Origin of the sequence: Nonomuraea sp. NBC_00507 (assembly GCF_036013525.1) — a bacterium.
Taxonomy (GTDB): domain Bacteria; phylum Actinomycetota; class Actinomycetes; order Streptosporangiales; family Streptosporangiaceae; genus Nonomuraea.
Genome location: NZ_CP107853.1, coordinates 11,797,905 through 11,813,238, shown reverse-complemented (window position 1 = coordinate 11,813,238; position 15,334 = coordinate 11,797,905). Strand labels below are relative to the sequence as shown.

General features: G+C 68.6%; 13 protein-coding genes. 5 read left to right on the top strand and 8 right to left on the bottom strand.

Annotation, left to right across the window (positions count from 1 at the left end):
• From treZ to glgX, 3 genes are read right to left on the bottom strand one after another with little or no spacing between them, the layout of a single operon-like run.
• Complete coding sequence (gene treZ, locus OHA25_RS56180) at positions 1–1,716, bottom strand: malto-oligosyltrehalose trehalohydrolase (protein WP_327584973.1); 1,716 nt, start codon at positions 1,714–1,716, stop codon at positions 1–3.
• On the bottom strand, positions 1,706–3,841 hold the full coding sequence (gene treY / locus OHA25_RS56175) for a malto-oligosyltrehalose synthase (RefSeq protein ID WP_327584972.1): 2,136 nt from the start codon (positions 3,839–3,841) through the stop codon (positions 1,706–1,708). Before treY ends, treZ begins: the two co-directional genes overlap by 11 nt.
• The gene (gene glgX, locus OHA25_RS56170; protein ID WP_327584971.1) at positions 3,834–5,927 is read right to left on the bottom strand and encodes a glycogen debranching protein GlgX; all 2,094 of its coding nucleotides are present in this window, start codon (positions 5,925–5,927) and stop codon (positions 3,834–3,836) included. Before glgX ends, treY begins: the two co-directional genes overlap by 8 nt.
• A 184-nt stretch (positions 5,928–6,111) precedes the next feature.
• Here glgX and OHA25_RS56165 point away from each other — a divergent pair, with 184 nt between their 5' ends.
• From OHA25_RS56165 to OHA25_RS56145, 5 genes are all read left to right on the top strand, one after another.
• The gene (locus tag OHA25_RS56165; RefSeq protein ID WP_327584970.1) at positions 6,112–6,420 is read left to right on the top strand and encodes an MscL family protein; all 309 of its coding nucleotides are present in this window, start codon (positions 6,112–6,114) and stop codon (positions 6,418–6,420) included.
• 60 nt (positions 6,421–6,480) lie between these two features.
• The gene (locus tag OHA25_RS56160) at positions 6,481–7,056 is read left to right on the top strand and encodes a hypothetical protein (protein ID WP_327584969.1); all 576 of its coding nucleotides are present in this window, start codon (positions 6,481–6,483) and stop codon (positions 7,054–7,056) included.
• 38 nt (positions 7,057–7,094) lie between these two features.
• A complete protein-coding gene (locus OHA25_RS56155) occupies positions 7,095–7,412 on the top strand; it encodes a hypothetical protein (RefSeq protein WP_305918424.1) in 318 nt (105 codons plus the stop codon).
• 105 nt (positions 7,413–7,517) lie between these two features.
• Positions 7,518–7,811, top strand: a complete 294-nt coding sequence (locus OHA25_RS56150; protein ID WP_327584968.1) for an MTH1187 family thiamine-binding protein — start codon at positions 7,518–7,520, stop codon at positions 7,809–7,811.
• Between the two features lie 131 nt (positions 7,812–7,942).
• Entirely contained in the window at positions 7,943–9,538 is a 1,596-nt protein-coding gene (locus OHA25_RS56145; protein WP_327584967.1) for an FAD-dependent monooxygenase, read from the top strand.
• A 1-nt stretch (position 9,539) separates the two neighbouring features.
• Here the strand turns inward: OHA25_RS56145 and OHA25_RS56140 are convergent, their stop codons facing one another.
• The 5 genes from OHA25_RS56140 to OHA25_RS56120 all read right to left on the bottom strand — a co-directional run bounded on the left by OHA25_RS56140 (position 9,540) and on the right by OHA25_RS56120 (position 15,334).
• The gene (locus tag OHA25_RS56140) at positions 9,540–10,217 is read right to left on the bottom strand and encodes a uracil-DNA glycosylase (protein WP_305918421.1); all 678 of its coding nucleotides are present in this window, start codon (positions 10,215–10,217) and stop codon (positions 9,540–9,542) included.
• 70 nt (positions 10,218–10,287) lie between these two features.
• Positions 10,288–11,661, bottom strand: coding sequence for a M1 family metallopeptidase (locus tag OHA25_RS56135; protein ID WP_327584966.1), 1,374 nt, complete (start codon positions 11,659–11,661; stop codon positions 10,288–10,290).
• Positions 11,662–11,726: 65 nt separating this feature from the next.
• Positions 11,727–12,626 carry a carbohydrate ABC transporter permease gene (locus OHA25_RS56130; RefSeq protein WP_327584965.1) on the bottom strand — a complete coding sequence of 300 codons (900 nt, stop codon included), beginning with the start codon at positions 12,624–12,626 and terminating at the stop codon, positions 11,727–11,729.
• Positions 12,623–13,999 (bottom strand): ABC transporter permease, encoded by a 1,377-nt coding sequence (locus OHA25_RS56125; RefSeq protein ID WP_327584964.1) that lies wholly within the window; start codon positions 13,997–13,999, stop codon positions 12,623–12,625. The genes OHA25_RS56130 and OHA25_RS56125 overlap by 4 nt, the downstream gene beginning before the upstream one ends.
• A gap of 12 nt (positions 14,000–14,011) precedes the next feature.
• Entirely contained in the window at positions 14,012–15,334 is a 1,323-nt protein-coding gene (locus OHA25_RS56120) for an ABC transporter substrate-binding protein (RefSeq protein WP_327584963.1), read from the bottom strand.

Sequence of the window (15,334 nt, the reverse complement as noted above, 5' to 3'; positions counted from 1 at the left end):
TCACGGAGGCACGGGACGGCAGATTGCCAGAGACTGGCCAGGAAGTCGCAGCCCGTCCTCGCCCGCTGTGACAGGCTCGTCCGAGGCCAGTAGCACTGTCCCGGCCGGCACCGGCACCGTCACCGACTCCTGCGCGAAGTTCACGCAGACCGCCAGCGCCCCCCGCCACATGATCAGCCACGTCCCGAGCGGATCCACCTCCACCCGCACCCGCTCCAGCCGCGGATCCGACAGCTCGGGAAGCGCCTTGCGCAGCGCGATCAGGTCGCGGTACCAGCACAGCAGCGACCAGTGCGCCTCCTCCTTCACCTCGCTCCAGTCCAGCTTCGAGCGCAGGAACGTCTCCTCCTCGGACGGGTCGGGCGCCTCCCACACGTACCCGAACCCGTCGAACTCCCGCTCACGCCGCTCTCCCTCGCTCTCGCGCAGCGCGGGCTCCAGGTGGTCGGAGAAGAACAGGAACGGCGTGCGCGCCCCCCACTCTTCCCCCATGAACAACATCGGCGTGAACGGCGAGGTGAGCAGCAGCCCTGCCCCGAGCTTGAGCGCCGGGATCGGCAGCCGGTCGCCGGCCGGCCGGTTGCCGATCTGGTCGTGGTTCTGCAGGCAGGCCACCAGCCGGTGCCCGGGCACGCCCGCGAAGGAACGACCGTGCGCGCGCCCGCGGAAGCTCGAGTACGACCCGTCGTGCAGCACGCCGCCCATCAGCGTCTTGGCCAGCGCGGGCAGGCCGGCGAAGTCCGCGTAGTAGCCGTGGCGCTCGCCGCTCACCGCGCAGTGGAGGGCATGGTGCACGTCGTCGTTCCACTGCGCGGTCATGCCCAGCCCGCCGGCCTCCAGAGGTCGCACCATGCGCGGGTCGTTGAGGTCGGACTCGGCGATCAGGGTCAGCGGGCGGCCGAGCGCGCAGGCCAGCGCGTCGACCTCCACCGCCAGCTCGGCCAGCAGGTGAGTGGCGCGCCGGTCGTGCAGCGCGTGCACGGCGTCCAGCCGCAGCCCGTCGATGTGGTAGTCGCGCAGCCACTGCACCGCGTTGCCGATGAAGTATCGCCGCACCTCGTCGGAGCCGGGCCCGTCCAGGTTGACGGCATCGCCCCAGTAGCTCCCCTTGAAGCCGGCGAAGTACGGCCCGAACGGGTGCAGGAAGTTCCCGGACGGCCCGAGGTGGTTGTAGACGACGTCCAGGATCACGCCGATCCCGGCCCGGTGGCAGGCGTCCACGAACGACTTGAGCCCGTCGGGGCCCCCATAGGTCTCGTTCACGGCGTACAAGTCCACGCCGTCGTACCCCCAGTTCCGCCCCCCTGGAACGGGCGCGACCGGCATGATCTCCACGAAGTCCACGCAGAGCTCGACGAGGTGCTCGAGCCGCTCGACGGCCGCCTGGAACGTCCCCTCGGTCGTGAACGTCCCGATGTGCAGCTCGTAGATCACGGCCCCGCGCAGGTCCCGGCCCTTCCATTCGTGGTCGGACCAGGTGAAGCGGGCGTGGTCGTACACGGCGCTCGGCCCGAAGACGCCGTCCGGCTGCCGCCGTGTCCGCGGATCGGGGTACGGGCCCTCGCCGTCCACCATGAAGGCGTACCTGGCGCCGTGCCCGGCCTCCTCCACCTCGGCCGACCACCATCCGTCCGCCCCGCGGGACATCGGGCGCCGGTCGCCCAGGACGATCAGCTCGACTGACGTGGCGTTCGGCGCCCAGACCTCAAAGATCATGTCTCTCCAGGAGTGAGACGGGGTATTGACCGAGCAGGTGAGCGATAGGGATCCGGCCCGTGTGGAGGCCGCCGGTGAGCAGGTCCCGCCATGTGCCCGCGGGCAACGTCAACGTCGTGCCGCCCCAGCCGGTCCTGGCCAGGCGCACCGGGAGCCGGGTGGCCACGGCGACGGCCCGCGGGTGATGATCGTCCCCCCGGCCGAAGGCGATCACATGCTCCGCCGCCTCCCCCTCCGCGCGCATCGGCAGGTACGCCGCCGCGCCCCCGAGCCGCCGGCGCAGCCGCAGCGCCTGGGTCGTGACCAGCAGCTTGGCCGCGTCCCACGAGGTCTCGGGCTTGCGCGGGTACGTCACCGGCCGCCGGTTGTCCGGATCGACGAGTGAGAAGTCGGTCGTCTCGTTGCCCTGGTACACGTCGGGCACTCCGGGCATCATGAGCTGCACGAGCTTGGCGCCCAGTGAGTTGGACATCGCGAAGGGCTCGATCCGCTCGGTGAACTCCCCGATCGGCAGCCGGACGGCGGCCTCGGCGAACTCCCGCAACCCGCGCTCATAGGCCGGATCCGGATTTATCCAGGAAATGGCGGTCTTTGCCTCGCGGGCCGCCTTGAGCAGGTAGTCCGTGAACCGCTCGGCCGAGATGGGCCAGGCCGCCATGAGATTCTGCCAGGCCAGATAGTCCAGGTGGGGATCGAACCGCACGGTCGCCGACCATTGCGCCACCGCCGCGGCCCACTCCTCCGGCAGCTCCGACAACACCGACAGCCGGGCCCGCACGTCCTCCGACCGCTTGGTGTCGTGGGTGGACAGCGTGGTCATCGTGTACGGCCGCAGCTCGGCGCAGTAGTCGTGGAAGTCCTCCACGGAAACCCCGAACGCGTCCGGCTCTCCGCCGACCTCGTTGAGGCAGGCCAGCGGATACCACCGATAGAGCGCCGTGTCCTCGACCCCCTTGGCCATGACCGGGCCGCACGACTGCTGGAAACGCACGATGGACTCGGCGGAGCCGTACAGGACCTGGCGGACGAGCGGTTGCACAGCGGGGGAGCAGGCCTCGGCGGCCAGCTCGACGATCTCGACGGACTCGGGCGGTGCCGGCTCGCCCGGTACCACGTACGCACGGTAGACCGGCATCGCGGCGAGCAGCTCTCGCACCGCGTCGGGAGCGCACCCGGTGGCCCTGGCCAGCCGGTTGACCTCGGCGCCGAAGAACAGCTCCAGGACCTCCCGCTTGGCTTGGGCCATCACCGGACGGTAATCGGCGGGCTGCCCGGTCAGCTCGGTGAAGAGCCGGACGAGCGGCTCCTTGCCCGCCGGGTCGACGAAGAGGCCGTTGACCCGGTTGAGCACGTCGTAGCCGGTGGTGCCGTCGCAGGCCCAGTCGGTGGGAAGCAGCTCGGGGCCGATGAGGATCTTCTCGACGACCGTCCAGGTCTCGCCTGCCCGGGCCCGCAGCCGGTCGAGGTAGCCGCGCGGGTCGGCGAGCCCGTCCGGGTGATCCACGCGCAGCCCGTCCACCAGCCCCTCGTCGAGCAGCCAGAAGATCACCTCATGCGTGGCGAACAACACGGCCGGGTCCTCCACCCGCAGCCCGATCAACGTCGACACGTCGAAGAAGCGCCGGTAGCCCGGCCCCTCGCGCCAGTCGACCAGCCGGTAGTGCCCGGGATAGGGGAAGGTGTGCTCGTGGTAACGCAGCACGTCGCCATCGACCACAGGTGGCGTGTCGTCCCCGAGGACCGGCAGCGCCACCTTCCCGTCCACCCATTCGATGTCGAACCACTTCGCGTACGGCGAGTCCGGCCCGTTTTTTAAGACCGACCAGAACTGGGCGTTCATCGTGTTCATGTGGTTCGGCACGATGTCCACCACCACGCCCAGGTCCTGGGCGGCCAGCTGCTGCGCCATCTCCCTGAACCCGCTCGCCCCGCCGAACTCCTCCCTGATCCTGGAGTGGTCGGTGACGTCGTAGCCGTGCCGCGACTCGGGCGTGGACTGCAGGATCGGCGACAGGTAGACGTGGCTCACGCCGAGATCGCGCAGGTAGCCGGCGATCTCGGCCACCTGGGCGAAGCCGAAGTCCGGGGTCAGCTGCACCCGGTAGGTGGAAACCGGCTTAGACACGGCGCAGCACCCGTACGCTGCGGCCGGGCACCGCGATCGCCTCGCCACCGCGGCACATCCGCGCGTCGAGCATGATCGGCATGGCGGTGTCGATCTCGGTGTGCCACATCTCGCCATAGTCCTCGGGGATCGTGAACTTGATCGTGTCGTAGTGGGCGTTGAACAGCAGCAGGAACGAGTCGTCCCGGATCGGCCGGCCGCGCCGGTCCGGCTCGGTGATGGCCTCGCCGTTGAGGAAGACGGCCAGCGACTTGGCGTATCCAACGGTCCAGTCGCTGTCGGTCATCTCCTCACCGGAGGGGGTGAGCCAGGCGATGTCGTTCTGGCCACGGACCGGCTTGCCGTAGAAGAACCTCCTGCGGCGGAACACCGGATGTTTCTTCCGCAGCGCCGCCAGGCTCTGCGTGAACTCCAGCAGCAGCCAGTTTTCCCGCACGTCCGACCAGTCGACCCAGGTCAGCTCGTTGTTCTGGCAGTAGCCGTTGTTGTTGCCCCGCTGCGTGCGGCCCAGCTCGTCGCCGTGGGAGAGCATCGGCACGCCCTGGGACAGGAACAGCGTGGTGAGGAAGTTGCGTTTCTGCTGCTCGCGCAGCGATTCGATGGCGATGCCCGCCGGGCCCTCCTCGCCGCAGTTCCACGACCTGTTGTCGTCGGTGCCGTCGCGGTTGCCCTCCTTGTTGGCCTCGTTGTGCTTGTTGTTGTACGAGACGAGGTCCTGCAGGGTGAAGCCGTCGTGGCAGGTGACGAAGTTGATCGAGGCGGCGGGCCGGCGGCTGTCGTCCTGGTAGAGATCGCTCGAGCCGGTGAAGCGTGACCCGAACTCCGGCAGCGTGGCCGCCTGCCCGCGCCACAGGTCGCGGATGGTGTCGCGGTAGCGCCCGTTCCACTCGGTCCACCGGGACGGGAAGTTGCCGACCTGATAGCCGCCCGGGCCGACGTCCCACGGCTCGGCGATGAGCTTGACCTGCGACAACACGGGATCCTGCTGCACCAGGTCGAAGAACGCGCTCAGCCGGTCCACCTCGTGCAGCTCCCTGGCCAGCGTCGAGGCCAGGTCGAAGCGGAACCCGTCCACGTGCATCTCGATGACCCAGTACCGCAACGAGTCCATGATCATCTGGAGCACGTGCGGGGAGCGCATGAGCAGGCTGTTGCCCGTGCCGGTGGTGTCCACGTAGTACCGCTTGTCGTTGCTGACCAGCCGGTAGTAGTTGATGTTGTCGATCCCCCGGAAGCCCAGTGTCGGCCCCAGATGGTTGCCCTCGGCGGTGTGGTTGTAGACGACGTCCAGGATCACCTCGATGCCCGCCTCGTGCAGTCCCCTGACCATGGCCTTGAATTCCAGCACCTGCCCGCCGCGCTGCCCCTGGCTGGAGTAGCGGTTGTGCGGCGCGAAGAACCCGATCGAGTTGTAACCCCAGTAGTTGGACAGCCCGCGCTGCTCCAGGATGTGGTCGGTGACGAACTGGTGCACCGGCATGAGCTCCAGCGCCGTCACGCCCAGCTTGGTGAGGTGGTCGAGGATCTCGGGGTGGTGCAGGGCCGCGTACGTGCCGCGCAGATGCTTGGGGATCTTGGGGTGGCTGATCGACAACCCGCGCACGTGGGCCTCGTAGATCACGGTGTCGTGGTACGGCCTGGCGGGCGGCCGGTCGTGGCCCCAGCCGAAGAATGGGTTGATCACGATTGAACGCGGCACGTACGGGGCCGAGTCCAGGTCGTTGCGCGTGTCGGGGTGGCCGAAGCGGTAGCCGTACACGGCCTCGTTCCAGGTCACCCCGCCCTCGATGGCCATGGCGTAGGGGTCGAGCAGCACCTTGGCCGGATTGCACCGCATCCCGCGCGCCGGATCGTACGGCCCGTGGACCCGGTAGCCATATCGCTGGCCAGGCCCGATGCCCGGCAGGTAGCCATGCCAGATGAAGCCGTCCACCTCACTGAGCGGCACCCTCGACTCCACGTTGTCCTCGTCGAACAGGCACAGCTCGACCACGTCCGCGACCTCGGTGTAGAGCGAGAAATTGGTGCCGGCCCCGTCATAGGTGGCTCCGAGCGGATAGGGGTCTCCCGGCCAGATCTCGATCATCGAGGCTCCCTTGCGGTCTCTCCCCATGTTCTGTCCCCCCGCTCAGCCGGACAACCCGGGCATTGCCGAACCTCCTTCTTCCTTCCCACGCTCACCAGGTCGTTACTCCAGCTGAGCGAGGGTGAGCCGGTCCTGCCGTCGTGGCAGGAGTTTGCGAGGCCGGTTCCCGGCAACGTGGCGCGTCATGAGCGGTTTCAAGCAGTTCTTACTTCGCGGCAGGCAGCCGAACTTCGCCGACTACTCCTTCACGATCAACGGCAGCCGGTTCATGTATGGTGACTTCCTCAACCACCTGATCAGCTTCCTGCTCATCTCGGCCATCGTCTACTGGCTGATCGTGGCCCCGATGACCAAGCTGATCAGACTGTTCGACCGCGACAAGGCGGCGACGACCAAGCAGTGCCCGGAGTGCCTCAGCGACATCCCCGCCGAGGCCCGGCGCTGCGCCCACTGCACCTCCGAACTGGTGCCTGAGTCGGAAAAACCCAGGTAGTCACCTGCTTAACGGCCCCTGCGGCGCACGGTCGCGATGCGGGTTGGAGAAGATGGACCGATGAGCGTTGAGTTGATGGTCTGGGACGAGCCGGTGCCGATCAGCAGGGACCAGGCCCGCGCCGCCTACCTGGCGGTCAAGCGGACCGAGCCGGTGACCGGGGACGTGCCCGAGGTCGCCAAGGAGCTGCCCGGCGAGGTCACGGTCTATCCGGGGCACGTGCTGGTGACGATGGATCTGGACACGATGGACGAGACGTCCGCGCAGGTGTTCACGATCGCGCGGGCGCACGGCCTGGTCTGCTACGACCCGCAACGCGACCTCGTGCACAACGTGGCGCCGCTGGGCGTCTACGACGGCATGCAACTGCACACCGGGGACGGGATGACCGTGCACGATCCCGACCTCGGCCTGGTGCACGACGTGCTGGCCACGTTGTCCCCGCAGAACCCGTTCGTGGCCCTGGTGAACTTCGGGCGCCACTTCCTGCAGGTCTCACCGGGCTACGAGCTGGAGTACAAAGAGGGCACGCTCATCCGCACGGAGGTGCCGGAGCTGGAGGAGGTGCGGCAGGCGTTCCAGGAGTACGCCACCGGCGAGCGCGGGTTCCTGGCCCGCCACGCGTGGTCGTCCTGAGCGCTTCTGGCCACGGCGACACGACTACGATCGTCGCCATGAGTGATGAACCGAAGTTCCTGCGCCTCACGGTCGAGCTGACCGTCGAGGTGCTCGACATCGACGCGCTGCAGGCGGCGGCGCTGGCCGAGATTCGGCACCCCGACGCGGACCTCACCGAGGAGGAGCGTACGGAGCAGGCCGAGCTCGTCAACGCCGACGACACCGGCGCCTCGGCATTGCAGTGGCTGATCGAGCCGGACCACGTGCTGGCGCTGGTCGACCACATCGCCGAGATCGAGCCCCGCGAGGCCGTGCTCGGCGTGGAGCCGTCGGAGGGACCCAGCGAGGAAGAAGAAGAGCACGACCACGTGTGACCGACACAGCGGTGGCCACGGCGTTCGGAGGCGTCGTGGCTTTTCGCATGTCGCTCGCTAAGATCGAAACCTTCCAGCCGCACCCATAGCCGCAAGGGGCACACCGTGATCGTCGCTTTCTCCATCACCCCGCTGGGCGTCGGCGAGGGCGTCGCCGAGCCCGTGGCCCGCGCCGTCAAGGTGGTCCGCTCCAGCGGCCTGCCCAACCGGACGGACGCGATGTTCACCACGATCGAGGGTGAGTGGGACGAGGTCATGGACGTCGTCAAGCGGGCCGTGGAGGCGGTGGCGGAGGTCGCTCCCCGGGTGAGCCTGGTGCTCAAGGCCGACGTGCGGCAGGGGATCACGGACGGCATGACCTCCAAGGTCGAGTCCTTGGAACGCCACCTGTCGGAGTAGTCCTTCCGCTGACCAAACCGGGGGAGACCCCTCAGCCAACTCGAGATATATCTTGACTCTCTCCATCGACGCGACATATCGTGTGCTTGACCGCCAAACGCGATAGTACGCGTTCCCGAAGGGGGAGAGCAATGGAGCATGAGCGAGTGCCGGTCCTCGTGGTCGGCGGCGGGTATGCGGGGCTGAGCGCGGCGCTGCTCCTGGCCTGGCGCGACGTGCCGGTCATGCTGGTCGAGCGGCATCCGAGCACATCGGTCCAGCCCAAGGCGTTCGGCGTCGGCCCGCGAGCCGTCGAGCTGCTGCGCCCCGTGCCCGGCGTTGAAGAAGCCCTGAGCGGCATCTGGGCCGGCATCGGTGACAACATGCGCATCGCGATCGGCAAGAGCCTGGCCGACCCGGACCCGCACATGATCATGAGCGACGAGCGCGAGGAGCTGGCCTTCCTGGCCGGCATCACCCCCGCCGCGATGGTCGGCGCGCCCCAGGCCGAGGTCGAGCGCGTGCTCCGCCACAGGGCCGAGGAGCTTGGCGCCGACCTGCGTTTCTCCACCGAGTTGCGTTCGCTGGAGCAGGACGCGGCCGGGGTGACGGCGCTGATCCGCACCGCCGGTGAGGAGCGCCTGGTGCGGGCCGACTACGTCGTGGCCGCCGACGGCTACCGGAGCCCGCTGCGCCGGCTCCTGGGCGTGCCGGCCTCCGGCAAGGGGGAGCTGGGCCGGACGTGCTCGATCATGTTCGACGCCGACCTGTCCGGCCTGGTCCGCGACCGCGAGGTCACCTTGTGGTACCTGCAGAACGAGGTCTTCACCGGAGTGATCCTGACCGGCACCGGCGTGGGCGCGCACGTGCTCGGCGTCAACCTCGCGGAGGGCGAGAGCGAGGCCGACTTCCCCGACGAGCGCTGCGTCGAGCTGATCCGCATCGCCGTCGACCGGCCCGACCTGGACGTGCGCATCCTGGACAAGACGACCTTCGCCATGGCGCACGTGCTGGCCGACACCTACCGGGCCGGGCGGGTGTTCTTCGCCGGGGACGCGGCCCACACCATGCCGCCTACCGGCGGGCAGGGGGGCAGCACGGCGCTCCAAGACGGCTGCGACATCGCCTGGCGGCTCTGGCTGGTGCTCTCCGGGCAGGCCGGTCCCGGGTTCCTCGACACCTACGACGCCGAGCGCCGTCCCATCGGCACGCTGACGGCCGATGCCCAGCTCGCCAACCTCGGCGTACGCATGCCTCCCGCGGCCCGTGTCGGTTACCCCGAGCCCCTGGAGGACCCGATCGGCGCCCTCATCGGATACCGCTACCACTCCACGGCGATTCTGGACGAACCCGGCGACGACGGCTCGATCCTGGAGGATCCCCGTGTGCCGCACGGGCGTCCAGGCAGCCGCGCCCCGCATGTCGTGCTCGACTGGGAGGGCCAGCCCATCTCCACCATCGACCTGTTCGGCTCCGGCTTCGTCCTGCTGGCCGACAAAGAAGGGGGTCAGGCGTGGATCGACGCCGGACGCCTGATCAAGGAGCGATTGGGGGTGCAGCTCACGCGGCTGCTGATCGGCGACGAGCTGAAGGACGCGGAGGGCTGCTGGCGGGAGAGGTACGGCGTCAGCGGGGGCGGCGCCGTCCTGGTCCGGCCGGACGGATATGTGGCCTGGCGCTCCCCGGACGCCGACCCCGACCCGCTCGCCACGCTGGAACGGGTCCTGCGGCGCGTCCTCAGCCGCTGAGCTAAGGCAGCTTCCACTCCACAGGCGCCGCGCCCTGCTGGGCGAGCAGCTCATTGGCCCGGCTGAACGGCCGCGAGCCGAAGAAGCCGCTGCGCGCCGACAACGGGGAGGGATGGGCGGACTCGATGCGCGGCACGTCGCCGAGCATCGGCGCGAGGTTACGAGCGTCGCGGCCCCACAGGATCGCCACCATCGGCTTGGCCCGCGCCACCAGCGCGCGGATGGCCTGCTCGGTGACCTGCTCCCAGCCCTTGCCCCGATGCGAGGCCGGCTTGCCGGGCATCACGGTGAGCACCCTGTTGAGCAGCAGCACGCCCTGCTCCGCCCACGGCGTCAGGTCGCCGTTGGCGGGACGCGGCAGGCCGAGGTCGGTCTCCATCTCCTTGTAGATGTTGACCAGGCTGCCCGGCAGCGGCCGGACGTCCGCAGCCACCGAGAACGACAGCCCGACCGGGTGGCCGGGCGTCGGGTAGGGGTCCTGGCCCACGATCAGCACCTTGACCTCGTCGAAGGGCTGGTTGAACGCACGCAGGACGTTGGTCCCCGCGGGGAGGTATTGCCTGCCCTCAGCGATCTCCTTGCGCAGGAACTCGCCCATCAGGGAGATCTGCTCGGCGACGGGCTCAAGCGCTGTGGCCCATCCGGCTTCGACGACTTCGTTCAGTGGACGACCGGCCATGGCCGATGAGCTTATCTAGGTCTGGTACGGCTTGAGGCCGAAACGTCGCTCTCAAGCCGTACCAGAATGATCACAGTGCCGGCTTGCCGGGTTTGAAGAGCCAGGCCTCGAAGAGAGCGTCGAGCTGCTTGCCGGACACCCGCTCGGACAGGGCGATGAAGGCGGCCGTGTCGGCGTTGCCGTACTTGTAGTCGCTCGCCCACGCGCGCAGGATCGCGAAGAACGCCGCGTCACCGACCTCGCGCCGCAGCATGTGCAGCGTCATCGCGCCGCGGTCGTAGACGGGGTCGTGGAAGAGGTTCTCCGGGCCGCCCGGGTCGGCGGGCGGGCTCTGCCAGAACTCGTCCTCGGCCGCCGTCGCGTAGGCCGCGTCGAATGAGGTCTGCACGGTACGGGTGCCGAGCTTGTCCGCCCAGAGCCACTCCGCGTAGGTGGCGAAGCCCTCGTTGAGCCAGATGTCACGCCACAACGTCGGCGTCACCGAGTTGCCGAACCATTGGTGCGCCAGCTCGTGCGCGAGCAGCGACTCGCTGGGGACCCGCGGGTAGATGGGCCGCGTCTGGGTCTCCAGCGCGTAGCCGACCTCAGGGGCATGGTCGACGATGCCGCCGGTCGAGGAGAACGGGTACGGGCCGAAGATCGAGCTGAAGTAGTCGAGCACCGGCGGGTGCCGCTCGGGGAAGCCCTTCGCGTCGCCGGCCAGCTTGGGGTCCACGGCGGTGGTGACGCGGTACCCGCCGATCCTGGCGTCGGCGAACTCGAACTTGCCGATCGACACCGTGGCCAGGTAGCTGGCCATCGGCTCACGGGAGTCCCACACGGACGTGGTGCGCTCGCCCTTCGACCACTTCGCCACCAGGTCCCCGTTGGCCACCGCCACCCGGGTGCTCGGCACGGTCACCGTGAACCGATAGGTCGCCTTGTCGGTCATGTGGTGGTTGCCTGGATACCAGGTCATGGCGCCCTGGGGCTCGTTGGCGTTGAAGACGCCGTCGCTCGTCTTGATCCACCCGTCGAGCGAGCCGTCGGGGTCGATGACGTGCGTGGCCTTGCCGTCGTACCGGACGACGACGGAGAAGCCGCGGCCTGAAGGGAGGCTCCTGGCGGGCGTGACCACCAGCTCGGAGCCGCTCTGCGTGAAGGCGGCAGGCCGGCCGTCCACCGTCACCGACCGCACCGCCAGGGTGCTGACGAGATCCAGATTGAAACGGCTCAGCGCCTGCGTGGCCCGGGCGGTGATCCCGGCCACGCCGATGAGGCGTGCGGATGACGGGTCGTAGTCGAGCGAGAGGTCGTAATGGCCGGCATCGTAGCCGCCGTTCCCCTGCTCGGGAAAGTACGGGTCACCCGCACCCGGCGCGCCGGGTGCGGCGTCGTGTGCGAGGGCGGGGGAGAGGGGAAGGGAGATGAAGGCTGCTGCGGTGAGAGCGAGAAGACGCTTCATGCCGATGCATCGGAACGACGAAAACGGACGTTACGGGCGCCCGCTGTGCAGGCGCCCGTAAGCCGTCACTTCACCGAGCCGGCCATCATGCCCTGGACGAAGTACCGCTGGAACGCGAAGAACATGATCAGCGGAATGATCAGCGACAGGAACGCGCCGGACGAGAGGATGTCAACGTTCGACCCGAACTGCCGCATCTGGGACTGCAGATACTTGGTCATCGGCTGGTTCTCGGTGTTGGCGAAGACCAGCGCGATGAGCATGTCGTTCCACACCCACAGGAACTGGAAGATGCCCAGCGAGGCGATCGCGGGCTTGCCCAGCGGGAACACCACCGACGCGAAGATCTTCCACTCCGAGGCCCCGTCCATGCGCGCCGCCTCCAGCAGCGACGCCGGGATGCCGACGAAGAAGTTGCGGAGCAGGAAGATCGCGAACGGGAGCCCGAACGCCACGTGGAACAGCACCACGCCCGGGATCGAGCCGAAGATGCCGGCGTTTCCGTAGAGCGTGGCGACGGGGATCAGCGCGATCTGGATGGGCACGATGAGCAGGCCGACCACGACCAGGAAGGCCGCGTCCCGCCCGGGGAAGTCCATCCACGCGAACGCGTATCCCGCCATCGCCGCGATGCCGATCACCAGGACCGTGGTCGGCACCGTGATCAGCACGGTGTTCCAGAAGGACGCCGTGAAGCCGCTGCCCAGCAGGTTTTGGTAGTTCTGGATGGTCAGCTCGGCCGGCTTGGTGAAGACCGTCCACCAGCCCTCGGCGTTGTTGACCGGCGTGGTCCGCATGGAGACGACCAGCAGGCCGAGCGTCGGGACCAGCCAGAACAGGCCCAGCACCACCATGATGAGCTGGACGGCGCCGCTGCCGATCCGATCCACGATCTTGCTCAGCACGCCCCTGCGCGGCGCACCCGTTTCCAGCCCCTGCGGGGCGGTAGCAGTCGCGCTCGTCATGTGTCTTCCCTCCTGAACCGGCGGATGTTCATGATCATGAAGGGAAGGACCAGAATCAGCAGGAGGATGGCGAGCGCGCTGCCCAGCCCCTGGTTGTTCCCGCCGCCGAACGACACGCGCCACATCTCCAGCGCGACCACGTTCGCCTGCGGCTGGACCGAGGCCGGCGCGATGATGAACACCAGGTCGAACACCTTCAGAGTATTGATGATCATCGTCACGAAGACGACGAGGAGCACCGGCGACAGCAGCGGCACGGTGATCTTGCGGAACACCTGCCACTCCGTGGCGCCGTCGATGCGGGCCGCTTCCAGCGCGTCCCTCGGAATGGCCGCCAGCCCGGCCGCGAGCAGGACCATGGCGAACCCGGCCCACACCCAGACGAACGCGCCGATGATCGCCGGAGTGATCAGCGTCGGGCCCAGCCAGGTCAGCCCCCCGTAGGAGGCCTCAAAGTTCGACTGCGGCAGGCGGATCGTGTAGGAGCCCGCAGGCAGGTCCGCGAAGCGGAACGCGCCCTGGTCGTCGGTCGCGGTGGTCGCGACGACCTGGCCGTTCTGCACCGCCTCGACGGTCATGCCGGGCAGGCCCTTCTCGCCGGTGTCCACCGCGCCGCTCTGGCCGCCGCCTCCCGGCGTGAAGTCGAACCAGACGATGCCCAAGATCCCGCTGCCGCTCGCCGATTCCGGGGCCGGCCGCGCGTCGGCCGGCATGACGGCCGGCTTGACGCCGACGATCGGGATCAGCACCTGCTGGCCCGCCTGGACGGGCTGCTTGGTGACGACCGCGCCGTTCTGGGCGGCGACCGGGGACTGGGCGCCCTCGCGCGGGCGGGCCTCCGGGTACCCCTGCGAGGAGGAGAACGTGTCGTGCACGGTCGTCAGCACCGCGTTGGCCAGGCCCTTGTCCGGGTTCTCCTCGTACACCAGGCGGAAGATCACGCCGGCGGCCATCAGCGAGACCGCCATCGGCATGAACACGATCAGCTTGAACGCCGTCGCCCATTTGATGCGCTCGGTCAGCACGGCGAAGATCAGGCCCAGCGTGGTGACCACGATCGGGGCGATGACCACCCAGATGAGGTTGTTACGGATCGTGGTGAGCGTGCCGGAGTCGGTGAAGATCGTCGTGTAGTTGCCCAGGCCGACGAATCCGGTGCCGTTCGCGTCGAAGAGGCTGCGGAAGATCGAGTAGACGATCGGGTAGACCACCCAGATCCCCAGCAGCAGCGCCGCCGGGAGGAGGAAGGCGATGGCGACCGCCGGCGAGGGGCCGAGGCGTTGTTTCGTGCGGGGGGTTTCAGCCGGTCCGGTGGCGGCCCCGCCCGCGATCTCCGCGGGCGGGACCTTCGGGCCGTCCAACCGTTCGGTCACGGCCTTACCTCTTTACTTCCAGGCCTTCTTGGCCTCGGCTTCGAGCGCCTCCTGGGCGCCCTTGACGTCGGTCGGCTTGCGGACGAAGTCCTGCAGGACCTTCCACTCGCCCTTGCCATCGGTGCCGCCGAACGCGCTGGGCGCCAGGTCGGACATGTCGTAGCGAACGGCGTCGCCGGCCGAGATGATCGTCTGCCCGAGCTGCTTGGTCAGCTCGTTCGGGTAGTTGTCGGGAGAGACGTTCTTGTTGGGCGACAGGTACCCGGGCAGCTTGGCCCAAATCTCGCCGCCCTCCTTGGAGGCCAGGAACTGCAGCAGTGCCATGGCGCCGGGCGAGTCCTTCATCGCCACCGCGATGTCGCCGCCGAGGATGACGGGAGCGGTGTCACCGGCCTTCGGGAACGGGAAGTACTTCGCCTCCTCGCCCACCTTGGCGCCGGACTGCTCGGCCTCGACGGCCACGAAGTCGGCCTCGATGACCATGGCGGACTTCTTGTTGCTGTAGACCTTGCTCACGCAGGTGGGGAAGTCGGTCTGCATCGTGCCAGAGGTCCCGTCGACCAGGAACTCCTGCTTGCCGACGATCTGCTGGATCTTCTCCAGCGCGGTCGTCACGGTCGGGTCGGTCCACGGGATCTCGTGCTTGGAGAGCTTGTCGTAGTTCTCCGGGCCCGCGGTGGACAGGTAGACGTTCTCGAAGAGGTCGGTCAGCGTCCAGCCGGAGGCCCCGCAGAGCGAGAACGGCGGCGTGCCGGAGTCGGCGATGGTCTGCCCGTTCTTGACGAGTTCGTCCCAGGTCGTCGCCGGCTGCACGCCGGCGTCGTCGAACGCCTGCGACCGGTACCAGACCAGCGACTTGTGCGCGGCCTTGATCAGCACGCCGTAGACCTGGCCGCCGGCGGAGCCGAGCTCCTTCCAGTACGGCGTGTAGTTGGCGTCGATCTCGGCGGTGACGGCGTCGGTGAGCGGCTTGAGCGCCTTCTGCTCCACGTACTGCTGCACCAGACCCGGCTGCGGCAGGATGGCCACGTCCGGCGGGCTGCCGGCCTGGATGCGCGGGCCGAGGAAGGCGCCGGTGTCCTCGCCGGTGGAGGCGTAGGTGACCTCGGCGCCGGTCTTGTCGGAGAAGGCCTTGAGCACCTGCTCGAAGTTCTTCTGCTCGGCGCCGGTCCACTTCGCGGCGACTTCGAGCTTCACGCCCTGGAGAGTCTTGGCGCCGGCGGTCGCCGGGGCGGACTCGGACGCGGTGGGCTGCGTCGTCGTCGGCGCGTTACCGCAGGCGGCGACGGCTAGCGCGAGCCCGGCCAGGATCGCTGCTGCACTGGCTTTTCGCAT

Bases quoted from the DNA above. Each gene is read 5' to 3' on its own strand.
- treZ (WP_327584973.1), bottom strand. From the start codon at position 1,716: ATGATCTTTGAGGTCTGGGCGCCGAACGCCACGTCAGTCGAGCTGATC.
- glgX (WP_327584971.1), bottom strand. From the start codon at position 5,927: ATGATCGAGATCTGGCCGGGAGACCCCTATCCGCTCGGAGCCACCTAT.
- OHA25_RS56165 (WP_327584970.1), top strand. From the start codon at position 6,112: ATGAGCGGTTTCAAGCAGTTCTTACTTCGCGGCAGGCAGCCGAACTTC.
- OHA25_RS56160 (WP_327584969.1), top strand. From the start codon at position 6,481: ATGAGCGTTGAGTTGATGGTCTGGGACGAGCCGGTGCCGATCAGCAGG.
- OHA25_RS56155 (WP_305918424.1), top strand. From the start codon at position 7,095: ATGAGTGATGAACCGAAGTTCCTGCGCCTCACGGTCGAGCTGACCGTC.
- OHA25_RS56145 (WP_327584967.1), top strand. From the start codon at position 7,943: ATGGAGCATGAGCGAGTGCCGGTCCTCGTGGTCGGCGGCGGGTATGCG.
- OHA25_RS56140 (WP_305918421.1), bottom strand. From the start codon at position 10,217: ATGGCCGGTCGTCCACTGAACGAAGTCGTCGAAGCCGGATGGGCCACA.
- OHA25_RS56135 (WP_327584966.1), bottom strand. From the start codon at position 11,661: ATGAAGCGTCTTCTCGCTCTCACCGCAGCAGCCTTCATCTCCCTTCCC.
- OHA25_RS56130 (WP_327584965.1), bottom strand. From the start codon at position 12,626: ATGACGAGCGCGACTGCTACCGCCCCGCAGGGGCTGGAAACGGGTGCG.
- OHA25_RS56120 (WP_327584963.1), bottom strand. From the start codon at position 15,334: ATGCGAAAAGCCAGTGCAGCAGCGATCCTGGCCGGGCTCGCGCTAGCC.